The sequence below is a fragment of the Roseiarcus fermentans genome (assembly GCF_003315135.1).
GTDB lineage: Bacteria > Pseudomonadota > Alphaproteobacteria > Rhizobiales > Beijerinckiaceae > Roseiarcus > Roseiarcus fermentans.
Window position 1 is genome coordinate 35,381 of sequence record NZ_QNRK01000048.1, and the last position, 14,683, is coordinate 50,063.

A 14,683-nucleotide genomic window follows, 5' to 3' on the forward strand; every position below is an offset into this window, starting at 1 on the left:
GGACCCGGGGGCGCGGCAGGTGTTTCTTTGTCGCAGCCGTCCCGGGGCCCGTCACCGTCGTGGCGGACGGCGCGGGGTTCGAAGGCCGGTCGGCCCGGTCGGCAGGAGTCGAGAGGCCCGCACCGCGGCGCGCCGCCGCCGAAGGCCGTCGATGCGCCTGTCTTGCCGCGGCCGATTCGATGCGGCGCGTGTCGCATCGCCGATCTCCTCGGCACGGCGCGCGGGCGAAGCGCCCGCGCCCGAAATTCGGGCGCTCAGCGCTCGATCACGACCGCCTGGTAGAGGCCGGCGAACACCGACTCGCGGCGGAGGCTTCGGACCGTCGCGGCCGGGTGCAGGAATGTTTGAATCTCGTCGCGCCAGATGTCGAGCGCGAACGGCTCGAGCAGCGCGAGCGCGGGCGGCATGATGTAGCGGAAGGGACTCCACCACTTCGGGCGCGCGTAGTCGACGATGACGATGCGCCCGCCGGGGCGCACCACACGCCACGCCTCGGCGAGCGTCTTGCGCCGCCAGTCGTCCGGTTGCTCGTGCAGGAGCAGAAACAGCACCGCCCGATCGTAGCGGCCGTCGGGCAGGTCGAGGTCGGCGGAGTCCATAACCAGTCCCCGGACGGGCGCGCCGGGCGGAAGCTTCCCGTGCATATTCTCGATCTGGGCGGGAACGACGTCGATGACGTCGAGGTGGCCCTCGCCCTCCTGCACCCGCGCTGCGAGGCGGTTGGTCAGGTCGCCATAGGCGCAGGCGATCTGCAGCGTTCGCCCGGACAGCCGCGCCGGGCCGAGCAGGTCGAGCGCCTTGTCGCGCAGGCGCGCATAGTTGCCGAACACGATCGCGTTGATCAGCCATTGGCGCTCGAACAGTCGGATCGCCCAGGGCCGAACGTAGGTCCACCAGTAGACCTTCTCGAGGTAGGCAGGGACCTCGGCCACAGCGCCGCGGGACACCGCGGCGCCCGATGCGGCGTCTGCGGTCGTCGTGACCCTGATATTCATTCCACCCTCCGGTTCGGTCGCTCGCCGATTCCGCCTGGGCGGAAGAACGATACGCATGAAGGAATCGCGGCTGCATATAGACTTGCGCAAAGAAAAAGGTCGATGCGAATTATCGTCGCATCGACCCTTTTGCGTTACGAGCGGTTTACTTCGCCGCCGTTCCACCCAACGCAGGCCAGTCCTTCGCCAGGCTCACGCCGAGAAGCGGCTTGTTCGCCCCCTGATGGCAAGTCATGCAGTTAGCCTTCGGAGCGTCCCCGAGTTTCCCGAGCCGTTCCGCAGGAAGCAGGTCCTTGAGCGGATCGAGGTAGGAAACGTTGAGGTCCCGGGCCATCTGCATGCCGTGCCACGCGGTCACGCGCTGCGGCAGGCTCTCCTCCCAGCTCCAGAACGCGCGGCTGTTGTGGCAGAAGGTGCAGTTGACCCCCAGACCCTTCGACATCGCGATCATCAGCGAGTAGGTGTTTTCGGCGTCCTGATACGAGGGGCCGTTGCTGTTGAGCGGCAGCGCGCGGGTCGGCTGGACGCGAACGTTCACGACCGAAGCCTGGCTGTCCAGAGGCCCGTACGGGTCCTGCAGCAGCGCGGTCGACCCGTTGGCCCAGCTGGGATGACCCATGCCGCGGTTGGTCGTGGCGAAGCCTCCGGTCGCCTGCGGATAGCCCTCTCCATTGGTCCAAGTGTACTTCGGAATCGGGTTGCCGCGGTGGCAGGTCCAGCAGACGACGCCGGTGTTGGCGACGTGCGCCTTGTAGTCGGTGTTGACGTGCTGGACCATCTGGATCATCCGGCGGGCGACCTTTTTCGTGTACTTGCCGTCGTCAGCCAGGTTGTCCGGGTTGTGGCAGTAGTTGCAGCCCTGATCGGGGGCGACCCAGGTCGTGATCGCCGCCATCAAGGTGTTGAACTGGACCGCCGAGAGGTCCTTCAGAACCTGGACGTTCTGGTAGACCTCGGAGGCCTTCGGCCCATCGGGCGGGCCCTCCTCGATCGCCGCCGGCAGGGCGTTGGCCAGTTCGAGTTTGGCCTTGGCTGCAGGCGTGGTGAGCTGGTTCAGGGCCAGGCCGCGGAACCCGGCCTGGGTGCTGAGGATCGGCGGATGCACCCACCCTGCGGTGAACAGCATCGCGACCGTCAGGAGCGTCGCTATGACGACGCCGAAAAGTGCGGCGACGATCTTCATTGCCCGGCTCCCGTCACTAGTGGGTCAACGACCGGCGGAACCGCGTGCGGATACGTCGGCACCAGACCGTGCTGAATTCCCCAGATATACCAGTTGTCGACGACCGTGCCGGACAGCAGGATGCCGATGGCGCCGGTGAAGGTGACGAGGACGGCGAACCACCAGCCCCAGCGATGGATCGATTCCATCGTGGCGTTGAAGCCCATCGTCCAGCGCCAGAACAGCTGCGCGCGTTCCGCCGCCGTGCCGCGGTCGATCATTTGCTCGACTTCGCGCTCGCCGCCGTAGCGGCCGACTGCCAGGATGGTCGCGCCGTGCATCGCGAACAGCACCGCCGAGCCATACAGGAACGCGATCGAGAGCATGTGGAACGGGTTGTAGTAGAGGTTGCCGTACCGGATCGAAAACGCCGCGGTCCAGTCGAGGTGCGGGAAGATGCCGAACGGCACCGACTCGCTGAAGTGCCCCATCAGCAGCGGCTGGATGAAGCCGATCGACAGGAACAGGAAGATCGCAGAGGCGAAGGCCCAGGCGACATGGGTTCCGAGCCCCAGCGCCCTGGCGCGGCGATAGATGCGCGCCCACCACGTCAGGACCGACAGGGTGAGGAACAGGCCCGCCAGTTGCCACCAGCCGCCCTCCGCCAGGGGAGCGATGCCGATGCCGTATTCCGGCTTCGGCGGCTCGAGCGCCAGCCAGGGCAGCTGGCGCACGAACTGGATCGGGTTCCAGTGGACCGAGGCCAGCATGTTCAGGCCGATGATCTCGAAGGCCATGAAGCCGAAGACGAGCGACACGACGCCGAGCGTTCCGAGATAGATCGGACCGATCTGGGCGTTGCCGATCAGGCCGAGCAGGTAAACGAAGATCGTTCCCTTTTCCCGTTCCACGATGTCGCCGAGGACGCCTTCCTCGGGCTTTTCCGGCCAGACTTCGACCGGGCTAAAGATGTTCTCATAGGCGGACATTGGTCAGCTCCTCTGTCCTAGCGCCAAATCGGAAGGTTGAGCCACCAGTTCCACCACTCGGGCCAGCCCTGGGTCCAGAACGGGCCGCTCAGGATGATGCACATGGCGCTCCAGAACGCCGCCGAGACCGCGAGGAACATGCCCAGCCGATGGATGCCGAGCGTGCCGATGGAGTAGCCGATCGCGTCGCGGAAGAACGTGTCCTCATACTCGGTCTCCCGCACCGGCTTGCCCTTGGGCGGGTTCGCCGCGGAGAGGATCAACCCGCCGTGCATCGCGAGCGCGAGCGCGTTCGTGAAGAAGAACGAGATCGCGATCATGTGCGCGGGGTTGTAGTGGAAGTGCAGGTACTGGTAGCCGGTGTTCGACACCCAGTCGAGATGGCTCATGATGCCGTAAGGGAAGCCATATCCCCACGCGCCCAGGAGCAAGGGGCGGAAAAGAACCAGCGTCAGATAGGCGAAAATCGCGAAGCCGAAGGCAATGGGCACGTGATAGCCCATTCCGAGCTTGCGCGCGATCTCGGCCTGGCGCAACGCCCAGGAAATGAAGGCCCCGGAGGCGCAGATCGTGATGATCTGCCACAGCCCGCCCTGCTTGAGCGGGGCGAATCCGAGCCCGTATTTCAGGTCCGGGGGCGCGATGTTGATCGCCCAGGGGTCCCAGGTCGGTCCAATCGCCGCCCCGTAAACGATCATCGCCACCCCCACGGCGGTGAATATGAAGGTCGTCACACCGAAGAAGCCGACGTAGAAAGGTCCGACCCAGAAGTCGAACAGGTCGCCGCCGACCAACGTGCCTCCACGCACGCGATATCTTCGTTCAAAGTTGAGCATCGCCACGGTCGGTTCTCCGCGTTCGAACGCCGGCCGTCGACCGTCCAGCCGAGCCGGTCGAGGCCAATTCGCCACCCGTCACGCCTGCGCGCAGCGTGACCTGTCGGCGGGCGCAGGAGCGCGCCCGCCCACGATATGTTCGTCTCAGCCGATGTCCGTCACGGTCATGCTGAACGGCGCCGACTCGATCATGCCGGTCTTCGCCGGGTTGCCTTCCAGCCAGTTGAAGCGGGCCGTGCTCAGGCAGATGAAGTGAATGATGAGCGCGAGCACGAAAAGGAACGCGAACAGCCCGACCAGCGCACGGCGGGGATCGAAAAGCAGCCAAATCCGATACATGAGCAGGCCTCCTTAGCTGATGAGCGAGACGACGCTGTGCGCCGCGTTGGTGACGCCGTCGAGCATCGCCCAGCCCTTGGGTCCGGGAATCCAGGGGCGCCACGCCCACACGAGAATGTGAGCGAGCACACAGACGCAGATGAAGGCGATGAAGCTCGAAACGAACAGCGAGTGGAACTCCTGCGCTTCCGCTTCCGTCAGTCCGGATAATGTGGATCTATCGTCGCTGGGCATCTACTGACCTCCAACTTTACTGCCGTGCACGCCCTTCACGGCGAGATTGTCGAGACCTCCGTCACGACAGGCGTACCGGGCGACTTCCGTCGCTCGGATCAGTGCAGGAGCGATCGCGCCATGAGCACGTAGGACGTCGCGATCGACGCCTGCGTCTTGGCTTCCGTCAGCCAATCGCGCTGACCAGTCGCAGCGCCACTGCGCCTCAGCCCGGTCATCACGCGATGCGTTCCTTCTGCGATCGCGAACAGCGGCACGAGCGCGCACCACAGCAGACGTCCGTCCGCGGGATGGTGGAGCCCGGCCTGATCGGCATGGATCGGTTTGTGCATCCTTCCTCTCCTCAGCCCTGTCGCCGTTCCTCGCCGGCCGCCCGCGTCGGTCATGCGCGCCCCTCAGCCAGTTGAGCGCGCGCCCGTTCGAAGCGCGCGAGACTCACGCGATCTTCTCCCGCCTGCCGCGCCTCGCGCTCGGCGGCGTCCCTGAGCCGCTTGGCGGCGGAAATGCGCACGAGCACCGGACTCGACTCGACGAGCTCGTCGAGACGCGTCCGGGCCGCTTCGTCCCAGCGAAGCTCGCGATGGATGCGCGACGGGGTCGCCTCGATCCGGTCGAGGTCCGCCCCGAGCGGGAGAATGGCGAATAGCGCGTCGAACAGTGCGTTGCACACTTCCTGCACGAGGTAGGTCGCGCCCGCGTAGCCCATGAAGGGCGTGCCGGTGTGCCGGCGCACGATCGCGCCGGGGAAGGAAGCGGGGATGTACATTGCCCGCGCGCCCGCTTCCGCCAGATAGAGGCGCTCGTTGTAGCTGCCGAACAGGACCAGCGGAGTCCTCGCGCGGATCGCCTCTCGCACCGCGGCGTTGTCGGTCTTTTCTCCCGGTCGCCTGGGGATGGCGAACTGGCAGGGGAGGCCCAGTTCGTCCTCGAGAAAATGCCGGACGCCGCGAGCGTAGGTTTCGGAGGCGACGATCGCGAAGGTCGCGGTGCCGAAGAAGTCCTGCGTCACCGAGCGCCACAGGTCCCACACCGGCTTGATCGTGGTGTGCTTCTCGCGCTCTATGAACGGCTCGGGGTCGAGGCCCAGAAGCTCGCCCAGCGCGCCCAGAAACCGGGTGGTCGTGTGCAAGCCGATCGGCGCCATCAGGTAGGGCCGGTCGAGCGCCTCGCACAAAGCCTGGCCGAACTCGCGGTACAGGCAGACGTTGACCTCGGCCTCGGCGAGGCGCGGCACGTCCTCGATATGGCTCCCGAGCGGAAACACCATGCCGACCTCGGCCCCGATCCCCTCGATCAGTCGCCGGACTTCGGCGACATCGGAGGGCATGTTGAACACGCCGTAGGCCGGGCCGATGATGTTGACCTTGGGCTTCGCGCCCGCGGCGCGCGCCTTTGGCGTGCCGGCGCGGCCCTTCTTCGGGCCGAACTCGCTCCACAGCCACGCCATCGCGCGGTTGGCGCACTGCCATTGATCCTCGTCGATGGTGCGCGGCAGGAAGCGCTGCAGCCCGGTTCCCTCGGGCGTCACCCCGCCGCCGATCATCTCGGCGATTGATCCGGTGACGACGACGCTCGGCAGGTCGGGGTCGAGGGTCGCGTGGGCGCGCTTCATCGCGCCTTCCGTCCCGTGCCGGCCGAGCTCCTCCTCGGAAATCCCGGTGACGACGATCGGCAGTTCGTGCGGGGGCAGGGCGTCGGTGTAATGCAGCACCGCCGTCACCGGCAGGTTCTCGCAGCCCACCGGTCCGTCGATGACGACCTGCAGGCCCTTGATCGCGGCGAAGACGTAGACCGCGCCCCAGTAGCCGCCGGCCCTGTCGTGATCGAGGACTAGCATGCGCCCGGCTCCTCGGCCTTGGCCCTGGCGGCTTGCGCCCGACGGCGCTTCGCCTTGAACTCCGGCCGGTCGCGCGGAACGGCGTTCCAGTGGCCCGCGGCGTAGCCAGCGCCGACGCCGGCGAAGAATTCGCACATCTCGTCGAACCGGCTCTTGCCGGCGATCGCGGTGTTGACGACCTTGGCGAGAGAGCTTGCGCCGGCTACGCCCATGAGCGGGCGCGCGGAGATCAGATTGGTGAAGTAGAGCGCGGGGATGGAGCGCTCCTTCGCCTTCTGAACGACCGGCGTCGTGCCGATGGCGAGGTCGGGCTCGTACTCGGCGAGCGCGGCGCAATCGTCTTCCAGCGAGGCGCGGAACCTGACCTGCACGCCCCTGGCTTCGAGCCAGTCGCGGTCGTCGAGCGAGAAGCGCGTCTTGGGACACGCCGTGCCGACGTAGCGGACGTCGGCGCCGCTTTCGACCATGAGTCGTGCGACGATCAGTTCCGATCCCTCGTAGCCGGAGAGGGTGACACGGCCGGCGATCGGGGTCGCCGCAAGAGCGCCCTTGATCGCCGGAAGAAGCTTCGCCTTGGCCGCATCGATCCGGTCGGCGGCGACCCCGCAAGCCTTGCCGATCGCCTCGAGCCAGGCCGCCGTCCCGTCGACGCCGACGGGCGCGGAGCCGACCACCGGGCGCCCGGCGAGTTCGAACTCGCGCACCGACGCCGTGTAGTGGGGATGGATCGCGGCGACGGCCGCGCAGTCGAGCGCGCCGTAGAGCTCGCGCCATTCGCGGGTCGGGACGACCGGACCCGCGGCCAGTCCCAGAAGGTCGAGCATGCCGCCGATCTGGACGGGGTCAGCCGGGAACATCTCGCCCAGCAGCGTCACCGAAGGCTTTTCCGATCGCGGCGCGCGCGGCGCCTGAACCGGCCCCTGTTCCGCCTCGCGGCGGGCGAAATTCAGCATCGCGCCGGCGAGGACGTCCTTGGCTTCGGCATGGGTCGGCACGCCGAAGCCCGGGACGTCGATGCCGATCACGCGCACGCCGTCGATCTCCCTCGGCAGCAGCCGCAGCGGCACGCCCGAGGCCGACGGCACGCAGAGATTGATCACGACGATCGCATCGTAGCGGTCGGGGTCGGCGAGCGAGACGACGGCCTCGCGGATGTCCTCGAACAGCTTGCCGGTGACCAGCGTCTCGGAACTGAACGGGACGTAACCGACGGTCCGCTTCGCGCCGTAGAAATGCGAGGTGAAGGTGAGGCCGTAGACGCAGCACGCCGAGCCGCACAGCACGCTCGCGGTGCGCCGCATGCGCAGCCCGACGCGCAGCGCGCCGAACGCGGGGCACATGGACTGCGGCTGGTCGTGCGGCCCTGCCGGATAATCGCGGGCGTAGCGTTCGAGCGTCTCGCCCGATCCGGCCTGGCGCGCCGCCTCGCGGACGGCCGCCTTGTCGGAATGGCAGGACGCGGTTTCGGGCGCGGGCGCGCCGACTTCTGCGGGGGCGGCGCCGTTCGCGGGGCGGATATCGAGACAGTCGGTCATGACTTTCCGGGCGCCCTCAGACTGCTGGGTCGTAGACGACTTCGAGGGACGGCCTGGGCTTCAGCGCCCCGCCGCACATGTCCGCCATCGTCGCGGGCTCGAGCGTCACGTGCCGTCCGACCGCGTCGCCGGCGAAGAGGCCGAGGAGACCGTCCTGCGAGAGCGGCTTGGGGCGGTTCGGCAGCGCCGCGGCGACATTGGTGGCGAGATCCTCGAACAGCCCCGCCCAGCGTCCGCCGGGTTTGCCGACGATTTCGTAGTTCGCGCTCTTCCTGCGGATATCGTCGTCGGCCGGGATCGAGGCGAGCACCGGAACGCCCGCGGCCGCGGCGAACGCGCGCGCCTCGCCGGTTCCGTCGTCCTTGTTGATCACGAGGCCGCCGATGCCGACGTTGCCGCCGAGCCTGCGGAAATACTCGACCGCCGAGCAGACGTTGTTGGCGACGTAGAGCGACTGAAGGTCGTTCGAGCCGACGATGATGACCTTCTGGCACATGTCGCGCGCGATCGGCAGGCCGAACCCGCCGCACACCACGTCGCCGAGAAAGTCGAGCAGGACGAAGTCGAACCCCCACTCGTGGAAGCCGAGCTTCTCCAGCAGCTCGAAGCCGTGGATGATGCCGCGCCCGCCGCAACCGCGCCCGACTTCCGGCCCGCCGAGCTCCATGGCGAAGACGCCGTCGCGCTTGAAGCAGACGTCGCCGATCGAAACCTGCTCGCCCGCGAGCTTCTTTCGGGTCGAGGTCTCGATGATCGTCGGGGTGGCGCGACCGCCGAACAGCAGGGAGGTCGTGTCGCTCTTCGGGTCGCAGCCGATCAGCAGGACCTTCTTGCCCTGCTGCGCCATCATGTAGGACAGGTTGGCGAGGGTGAAGCTCTTGCCGATTCCGCCCTTGCCGTAGATCGCGATGATCTGCGTCGTCTTGGCGGCGGGCGCGGGTTCGGCCGCGGCGGCCTCGAGATGCGCCGGTGGGTTCGCCACTTCTTCGGCGGTGAGAAAGCCCTCGCCGAGACTCATGCCAACGTCCTCCAGTCGAGCACCATTTTCAGACATGCGGGATCGCCGAAGGCGACCGGATAGGCTTCCGGGGCCGAGCTCGCCGGAGCGCGATGGGTGATCAGCCCGTCCAGCGAAAGCAGACCCGACTCGACCAGGCGCGCCGCCTCGGCGAGGTCGCCCTCGCGCCACTGCGCGGTGACCCGGAAGCGGGCCTCGCGCATGAACGCGGGTGGAAAGGCGAAGCTCACCCGGTCGTAGAAGCCGGCGAGCACGATCTCGCCGCCGGGCGCCAGACGCTGAACGAGCAAATCAAGCGCGCTTGCATCGCCGCTGACGTCGATGACCACCGGGTAGGATTTGCGCGAATCGTCCTCGGGCGTGGTGACGGCGTAGCCGGTCCCGCCGTCGCGCCGGTTCGCGTTGGTCTCCCACACCACCGGCGGTTCGCCGCCCCGCAGCGTTGCGAGCCGCGCCATCAGCCGGCCGAGAACGCCGTGTCCGACGATCAGCGCCCCCGCCTCGAGCGTCGACCCAGAGAGGGCGTGCAGCGCGGTGGCGGCGAGCGCGAGCAACACCGCTTTTTCTCCAAGCGACTCGGACACCGGGACCACGCGGTCGCCCCGCGTCACGAGCCTCGAGGCCGCGCCGCCGTGCAGTCCGCGGACCGGACCAAAGCAACGCGCGCCCGGCACGAACACCCGGGCGCCGACAGGAATCCGGGAGTCCGGGCCGGCGTCGACTACACGTCCGACGGTCTCGTAGCCGGGGACGAGCGGATAGCCCATGCCGGGAAAGTGCGGCATTTGGCCGGTGTAGAGCAGCCGCTCGGTTCCGGCGCTCACGCCGGTCCACAGCGTCTCCACGACGACATCACCCGCGGCCGGGGAGTCGACCGGGAGCGTCGTCAACGACAGGCGCTCCGGCTGCTCCAAAACCACGGCCAGGGACTTCAACATGCCCGGCGGCTCCCGCACTCAGACTCTCTGGTGTAAGTCTAACTTGTCACCTCAAAGCGTCAAGTCGAATTTACACTCGGGAGGCCTTCACGATGCTGAGAACGAACGGATTCGGGGTCCTCAGACGGAGGGGGCGGGCGAATCCCGCATCCTTCAGGAGAGCGCCGATCTCGTCGGGCGTGCGCGGCCGACCGCGCCCCATCGCCAGCAAATAAAGGCCGAAATAGGCGTCCCCCATGGGTTCGGCGCCCCGAATCCCCGACATCGGTTCGGCGATGAGGATGTCGCCGTCGTGCGGCAATGCGCCGCGCACCGCCGCCAGGATCGCGCCCGCCTCCGCGTCGTTGTGGTCGTGCAGGACTCGCACCAGAGTCGCGACATCGGCGCCCTCGGGCAGGGGATCGCGCAGCATGTCGCCGCCGGCGACCGCGACGCGCTTCTGAAGCCCGAGTTCCGTCAACCGCGCCCGCGCCCGCTCCGCGACCCGCGGCAGGTCGAACAGCGTGACCGCGAGACGGGGATGCCGCTGCGCCGCCGCGACGGCGAAGGCGCCCTCGCCGCCCCCGACATCGAGGAGACGGCGCCGGCTCACGAACGGATAGGCGGCGAGGACCGCGTCCGCCACCTGCGCGTGGGTCCGGGACATGAGCGCGCTGTAGGCGGCGGCGGCGCCGTCGCCGTCATCGGGCCTGGTCGGGTCCGACGCATAGCTCCAGAACCGGGACAGCCGCGTCTCGACGTGGCCGCGCAGCAGCGCCGCCGGATCGGCGAGGTCGGCGTAGAAGAGGTCGTGATGCGCGACGAATTCGGCGACCGCGGCGTTGCCGAGGGTCGCGGCGCCGAGGTCGTCGAGCGCGAACCGGCCGTCGGGCAGCGCCCGGACGAGCCGGAGCGCGGCGGCGGCCTTGAGCAGGCGCAGCGCGGCCGGCGGCTCGAGGCCCGTTTCGGCCGCGGTCGTCGCGACGTCGACGGCCCCCGCGCGCAGGATCTCGAAGACGCGCAGTTTGACGCAGGCGCTCAGGATCTGGGAATAGACGAAGCCCGCGCACAGATCGAACAGCGCCCGGGCGTCCCGCCGCACGAGCCCGCGGGTGAGCGGCGACTGCGCCGCCCAGCGCTGGAAGGCGGGATCGGCGGTGCGCCGGATGCGCCAATCCTTGATGCGCCGCGCGAGTGCGGAGAACAGCGGCGGCAGGCCCGGGGACGCCATCGCGCCCGAGGGGTCAGGCGGCGACCTGGGTCAGTTGCCTCGGGAACAGCGCCCGCGTCTGCAGCTCGATCGCCTTGCACAGCGCCGCGCGTCCCGGGCAGTCGGGGATCGACGCCGAGGCCGCTGCGACCAGCGTCTCGAGCCTCGACTTGGCGCCGGCGATTCCGAGCTGGGCCGCGGCGTTCGGACGGGTTCGCGCCGCGTCCTGGCCGATCGGCTTGCCGAGTTCTTCCGCGGTGCAGAGCACGTCGCGCAGATCGTCGGCGACCTGATAGGCCTCGCCGATCTTGTCGCCGAGCATCCGCCACGGCTCCGGGTCGACTCCCGCCGACGCCGCTCCGGACATGGTCGCGCCGACGAACAGCGCGCCGGTCTTGGCCCGCTGATAGTCGGCCAGCGGGACGGCGGCCTCGCATTCCCAGGCCTGGCCCGCTACGATCCCGCCCGGCGCGCCGACGGCCCCGGCGACGATCGCAATCGCGGGCGCGAGCCGGCTCGGCGCCACCTCGCGCGCCAAGGTCTCGAACGCGAGCACGATCAGCGCGTCGCCGGTGAGGACGGCGATCGGTTCGCCGAACTGCGCGTGAACCGAGGGCTTTCCGCGTCGCGTGTCGGCGTTGTCGAACGAGGGCAGGTCGTCGTGAACCAGAGACGCGCAATGCAGCAGCTCGACCGCGGCCGCCGCGGCGTAGGTCTCGCGCGGAAACGGCGCGCCGCAGGCGGCGGCGACGGCGATGCACAGGTTCGGCCGGATCCGGTGCCCGCCCGGGAACACCGCGTAATGCAGGGCCGAGGCGAGCAGCGGCGGCGACCCAGCGTCTCCGGCGCGATGGACGGCGCTTTCCAGCGCCAGCTCGATGCGGTCCGAAGTCAGCACACGCGCCTCCAGTGTCGTAAAGACGGCTTGTCTCTCTCTCGTGTCATGAGAACTTGACACATTCGCACGTGTCCCGCAAGGAGAGCCGTCATGGCGGATCGTCGCATCGTCATCGTCGGAGCGGGCATGGGCGGGCTCGCCGCCGCCGTCCTCCTGTCTTCCGCCGGCTTTCGCACGACCGTGATCGAGGCGACCGACCGGGCGGGCGGGAAAATGCGCCCGGCTCCGCTCGCCGGACGCCCGATCGACGCCGGACCGACCGTGCTGACGATGCGCTGGGTGTTCGATCGGCTGTTCGACGAGGCCGGCTCCTCGCTGTCGCAATGGGCGACGCTCGTCCGGGCCGAGCGGCTCGCCCGACACGCCTGGGCCGACGGCTCCCGCCTCGACCTCTATTCCGACATCGACCGCAGCGCCGACGCGATTCTGGCGTTCGCGGGCGCGCGCGAGGCCCGCGGCTATCGGGCCTTCTGCAAGCGCGCGCAGGCGATCTACGAGACGCTGCGCCCGGGCTTCATCGACGCGCCGCGCGTCGCCGGCCCGCTCGATCTGTCGGCGCGCGTCGGCCTCTCGCACGTCGGGGACCTCGTCCGCATCGCGCCGTTCGCAACGATGTGGAAGGCGCTCGGCGAACATTTCGCCGATCCGCGGCTGCGCCAGCTGTTCGGGCGCTACGCCACCTATTGCGGCTCGTCGCCGTTCCTCGCGCCCGCGACGCTGATGCTCGTCGCCCATGTCGAGCGGGAGGGCGTGTGGCTCGTCGAGGGGGGCATGGCGCGGCTGGCCGAGGCGCTTCGCGGCCTCGCCGAAGCGCGCGGCGCGCAGTTCCGGTTCGGGACCGCGGTGGCGCGCATCCTGACGGCGGGCGGCCGGGTGGCGGGCGTCGCGACCGGCGCGGGCGAGCCGATCGCCGCGGACGCCGTCATCTGGAACGGCGACGTCGCCGCGCTCGCGGACGGCGCGGCCGGCCCCGAGGCCAGGCGCGCGGTCGCCGCCCACACGCCCGAGCGGTCGCTGTCGGCGGTGACCTGGGCGATGTCGGCGCGGGTGCGCGGGTTCCCGCTCGTCCGCCACACCGTGTTCTTCTCGCGCGACAGCCGCGCCGAATTCGACGATCTGTTCGCCCGCGGCCGCCTGCCCGCCGCCCCGACCGTGTATCTTTGCGCCCAGGATCGCGGTGATTCCGACGCGGGCGCGCCCTCGGGGCCCGAGCGCGTCTTCGGCCTCGTCAACGCGCCGGCGCGGCCGGCCAACCGTCCCCTGACCGCAGCGGAGATCGAGACATGCGAGAGCGCGGCCTTCAGCCTCCTGGGACGGTGCGGATTGACGATCGAGCGGGACCGCGAATCGATCGTCCGGACGATTCCGGAGGATTTCGCCAAGGTCTACCCCTCGACCCGGGGGGCGCTCTACGGCCCGGCGACGCACGGCTGGAAGGCGACCTTCGCCCGGGAAGGGGCGAAGACCCGGCTGCCGGGACTCTATCTCGCGGGGGGCAGCGTTCATCCGGGGCCGGGGGCGCCGATGGCGGCGCTGTCGGGCCGGCAGGCGGCGCTGAGCGTGATCAGGGACCTTTCTTCGACCGGCCGGTCGCGCCCGGCGGCTACGCCTGGTGGTACGTCGACGCGCTGAGCGCCGACCGCACCTTCGGGCTGACGGTGATCGTTTTCGTCGGCAGCGTGTTCTCGCCCTATTACGCCTGGGCCGGACGGCGCGACCCGCTCGACCATTGCGCCTTCAACGTCGCGCTCTACGGGCCGCGGGGCGCGATCTGGACGATGACCGAGCGCCGCCGCCGCGCGGTGCGGCCGGGCCGCGACACGCTCGAGATCGGCCGCTCGCGAGCGGAATGGACCGGCGCCGGGCTCGCGCTCGTGATCGACGAGCGCGCCGCGCCCTTCCCGCGCCGGGTGCGCGGGCGGATCGAGGTCCGGGCGGCGGCGCTCAACGCCAACGCCTTCACCCTCGACGCCGAGGGCGGCCACTGGTGGCGCCCGATCATGCCGACCGCCGATGTCGAGGTCGCCATGGACGCGCCGGCCCTCCGCTGGCGCGGGACCGGCTATTTCGACCAGAACGCCGGCGCCGAGCCGCTCGAACGCGGCTTTTCCCGCTGGACCTGGTCGCGCGCCGCGACCGCGAGCGGCGCGAGCGTGCTCTACGACGCGGCGCCGCGCCGCGGCCCGCCGCTGTCGCTGGCGTTGCGTTTCGACGCCCGCGGCGGCTGCGAGACCCTGGCCGCGCCCCCGCCGGTCCCGCTGCCGCGGACGAAATGGCGGCTCGAGCGCGCCACCCGCTCCGACGACGGCCGCGCCGAGGCGGTGCGCTCGTTCGAGGATTCGCCGTTCTACGCCCGCAGCCTCGTCGCCCACCGGCTCCACGGCGAAACGGTGGAATCGGTGCACGAGAGCCTGTCGCTCGACCGCTTCGCCAGCCCGGCGGTGCGCCTGATGCTGCCGTTCCGCATGCCGCGGTGGTAGCGGCGGCCACCCCGTCGGGTCGGGACGCGCCGGCCGGGCGGGGGCCTGCCGACCCCGCGAAAGGTCGGGCGCGGAATCAATCTTCTCAGAGCGTTGCGACCAGATTCCCGGGCGACCGTAACTCCCAAGCCGGGGTGGGTCCGAATTGTCACAGGTTGGGTGCGCTCGTCGGGTGGCGGCGGATTTTGCGAGACGCGGCGGGGCGAAACGTGAGTCAAGGTGGGGATGGTTGT

At 69.5% G+C, this 14,683-nt stretch carries 15 protein-coding genes; 2 read left to right on the forward strand and 13 right to left on the reverse strand.

The features are described 5' to 3' along the window. Positions 1–254: 254 nt before the first annotated feature. The 13 genes from rquA to DFR50_RS28335 form a co-directional block, all read right to left on the reverse strand. A complete protein-coding gene (gene rquA / locus DFR50_RS28275; protein WP_113893136.1) occupies positions 255–995 on the reverse strand; it encodes a rhodoquinone biosynthesis methyltransferase RquA in 741 nt (246 codons plus the stop codon). A gap of 145 nt (positions 996–1,140) precedes the next feature. Then, positions 1,141–2,178 (reverse strand): photosynthetic reaction center cytochrome PufC, encoded by a 1,038-nt coding sequence (pufC, locus tag DFR50_RS28280; protein WP_113893138.1) that lies wholly within the window; start codon positions 2,176–2,178, stop codon positions 1,141–1,143. Further along, positions 2,175–3,146, reverse strand: a complete 972-nt coding sequence (gene pufM / locus DFR50_RS28285; protein ID WP_113893140.1) for a photosynthetic reaction center subunit M — start codon at positions 3,144–3,146, stop codon at positions 2,175–2,177. Before pufM ends, pufC begins: the two co-directional genes overlap by 4 nt. Before the next feature lie 17 nt (positions 3,147–3,163). Next, the gene (gene pufL / locus DFR50_RS28290) at positions 3,164–3,988 is read right to left on the reverse strand and encodes a photosynthetic reaction center subunit L (RefSeq protein ID WP_113893142.1); all 825 of its coding nucleotides are present in this window, start codon (positions 3,986–3,988) and stop codon (positions 3,164–3,166) included. 138 nt (positions 3,989–4,126) lie between these two features. Then, positions 4,127–4,321 carry a light-harvesting antenna LH1, alpha subunit gene (gene pufA / locus DFR50_RS28295; protein WP_113893144.1) on the reverse strand — a complete coding sequence of 65 codons (195 nt, stop codon included), beginning with the start codon at positions 4,319–4,321 and terminating at the stop codon, positions 4,127–4,129. Positions 4,322–4,333: 12 nt separating this feature from the next. After that, the gene (pufB, locus tag DFR50_RS28300) at positions 4,334–4,555 is read right to left on the reverse strand and encodes a light-harvesting antenna LH1, beta subunit (protein ID WP_113893146.1); all 222 of its coding nucleotides are present in this window, start codon (positions 4,553–4,555) and stop codon (positions 4,334–4,336) included. A gap of 98 nt (positions 4,556–4,653) precedes the next feature. Beyond that, positions 4,654–4,887: a hypothetical protein gene (locus tag DFR50_RS28305; RefSeq protein WP_113893148.1), complete on the reverse strand. Its 234-nt coding sequence runs from the start codon at positions 4,885–4,887 to the stop codon at positions 4,654–4,656. A gap of 50 nt (positions 4,888–4,937) precedes the next feature. After that, complete coding sequence (gene bchZ / locus DFR50_RS28310) at positions 4,938–6,392, reverse strand: chlorophyllide a reductase subunit Z (protein WP_113893149.1); 1,455 nt, start codon at positions 6,390–6,392, stop codon at positions 4,938–4,940. Continuing rightward, a complete protein-coding gene (gene bchY, locus DFR50_RS28315; protein ID WP_113893151.1) occupies positions 6,386–7,927 on the reverse strand; it encodes a chlorophyllide a reductase subunit Y in 1,542 nt (513 codons plus the stop codon). The genes bchZ and bchY overlap by 7 nt, the downstream gene beginning before the upstream one ends. Positions 7,928–7,943: 16 nt before the next feature. Then, entirely contained in the window at positions 7,944–8,945 is a 1,002-nt protein-coding gene (locus tag DFR50_RS28320) for a chlorophyllide a reductase iron protein subunit X (protein ID WP_113893154.1), read from the reverse strand. Continuing rightward, positions 8,942–9,880 (reverse strand): chlorophyll synthesis pathway protein BchC, encoded by a 939-nt coding sequence (gene bchC, locus DFR50_RS28325; RefSeq protein WP_113893169.1) that lies wholly within the window; start codon positions 9,878–9,880, stop codon positions 8,942–8,944. The genes DFR50_RS28320 and bchC overlap by 4 nt, the downstream gene beginning before the upstream one ends. Before the next feature lie 73 nt (positions 9,881–9,953). Next, positions 9,954–11,093 carry a methyltransferase gene (locus DFR50_RS28330; protein ID WP_113893156.1) on the reverse strand — a complete coding sequence of 380 codons (1,140 nt, stop codon included), beginning with the start codon at positions 11,091–11,093 and terminating at the stop codon, positions 9,954–9,956. A gap of 13 nt (positions 11,094–11,106) precedes the next feature. Next, positions 11,107–11,970, reverse strand: a complete 864-nt coding sequence (locus tag DFR50_RS28335; RefSeq protein ID WP_113893158.1) for a polyprenyl synthetase family protein — start codon at positions 11,968–11,970, stop codon at positions 11,107–11,109. Positions 11,971–12,060: 90 nt separating this feature from the next. Here DFR50_RS28335 and crtD point away from each other — a divergent pair, with 90 nt between their 5' ends. Together crtD and DFR50_RS28345 are read left to right on the forward strand one after the other, a co-directional pair. Continuing rightward, positions 12,061–13,602: a 1-hydroxycarotenoid 3,4-desaturase CrtD gene (crtD, locus tag DFR50_RS28340; protein ID WP_113893160.1), complete on the forward strand. Its 1,542-nt coding sequence runs from the start codon at positions 12,061–12,063 to the stop codon at positions 13,600–13,602. Between the two features lie 26 nt (positions 13,603–13,628). Further along, complete coding sequence (locus tag DFR50_RS28345; RefSeq protein ID WP_342634588.1) at positions 13,629–14,450, forward strand: hydratase; 822 nt, start codon at positions 13,629–13,631, stop codon at positions 14,448–14,450. Positions 14,451–14,683: the final 233 nt, after the last annotated feature.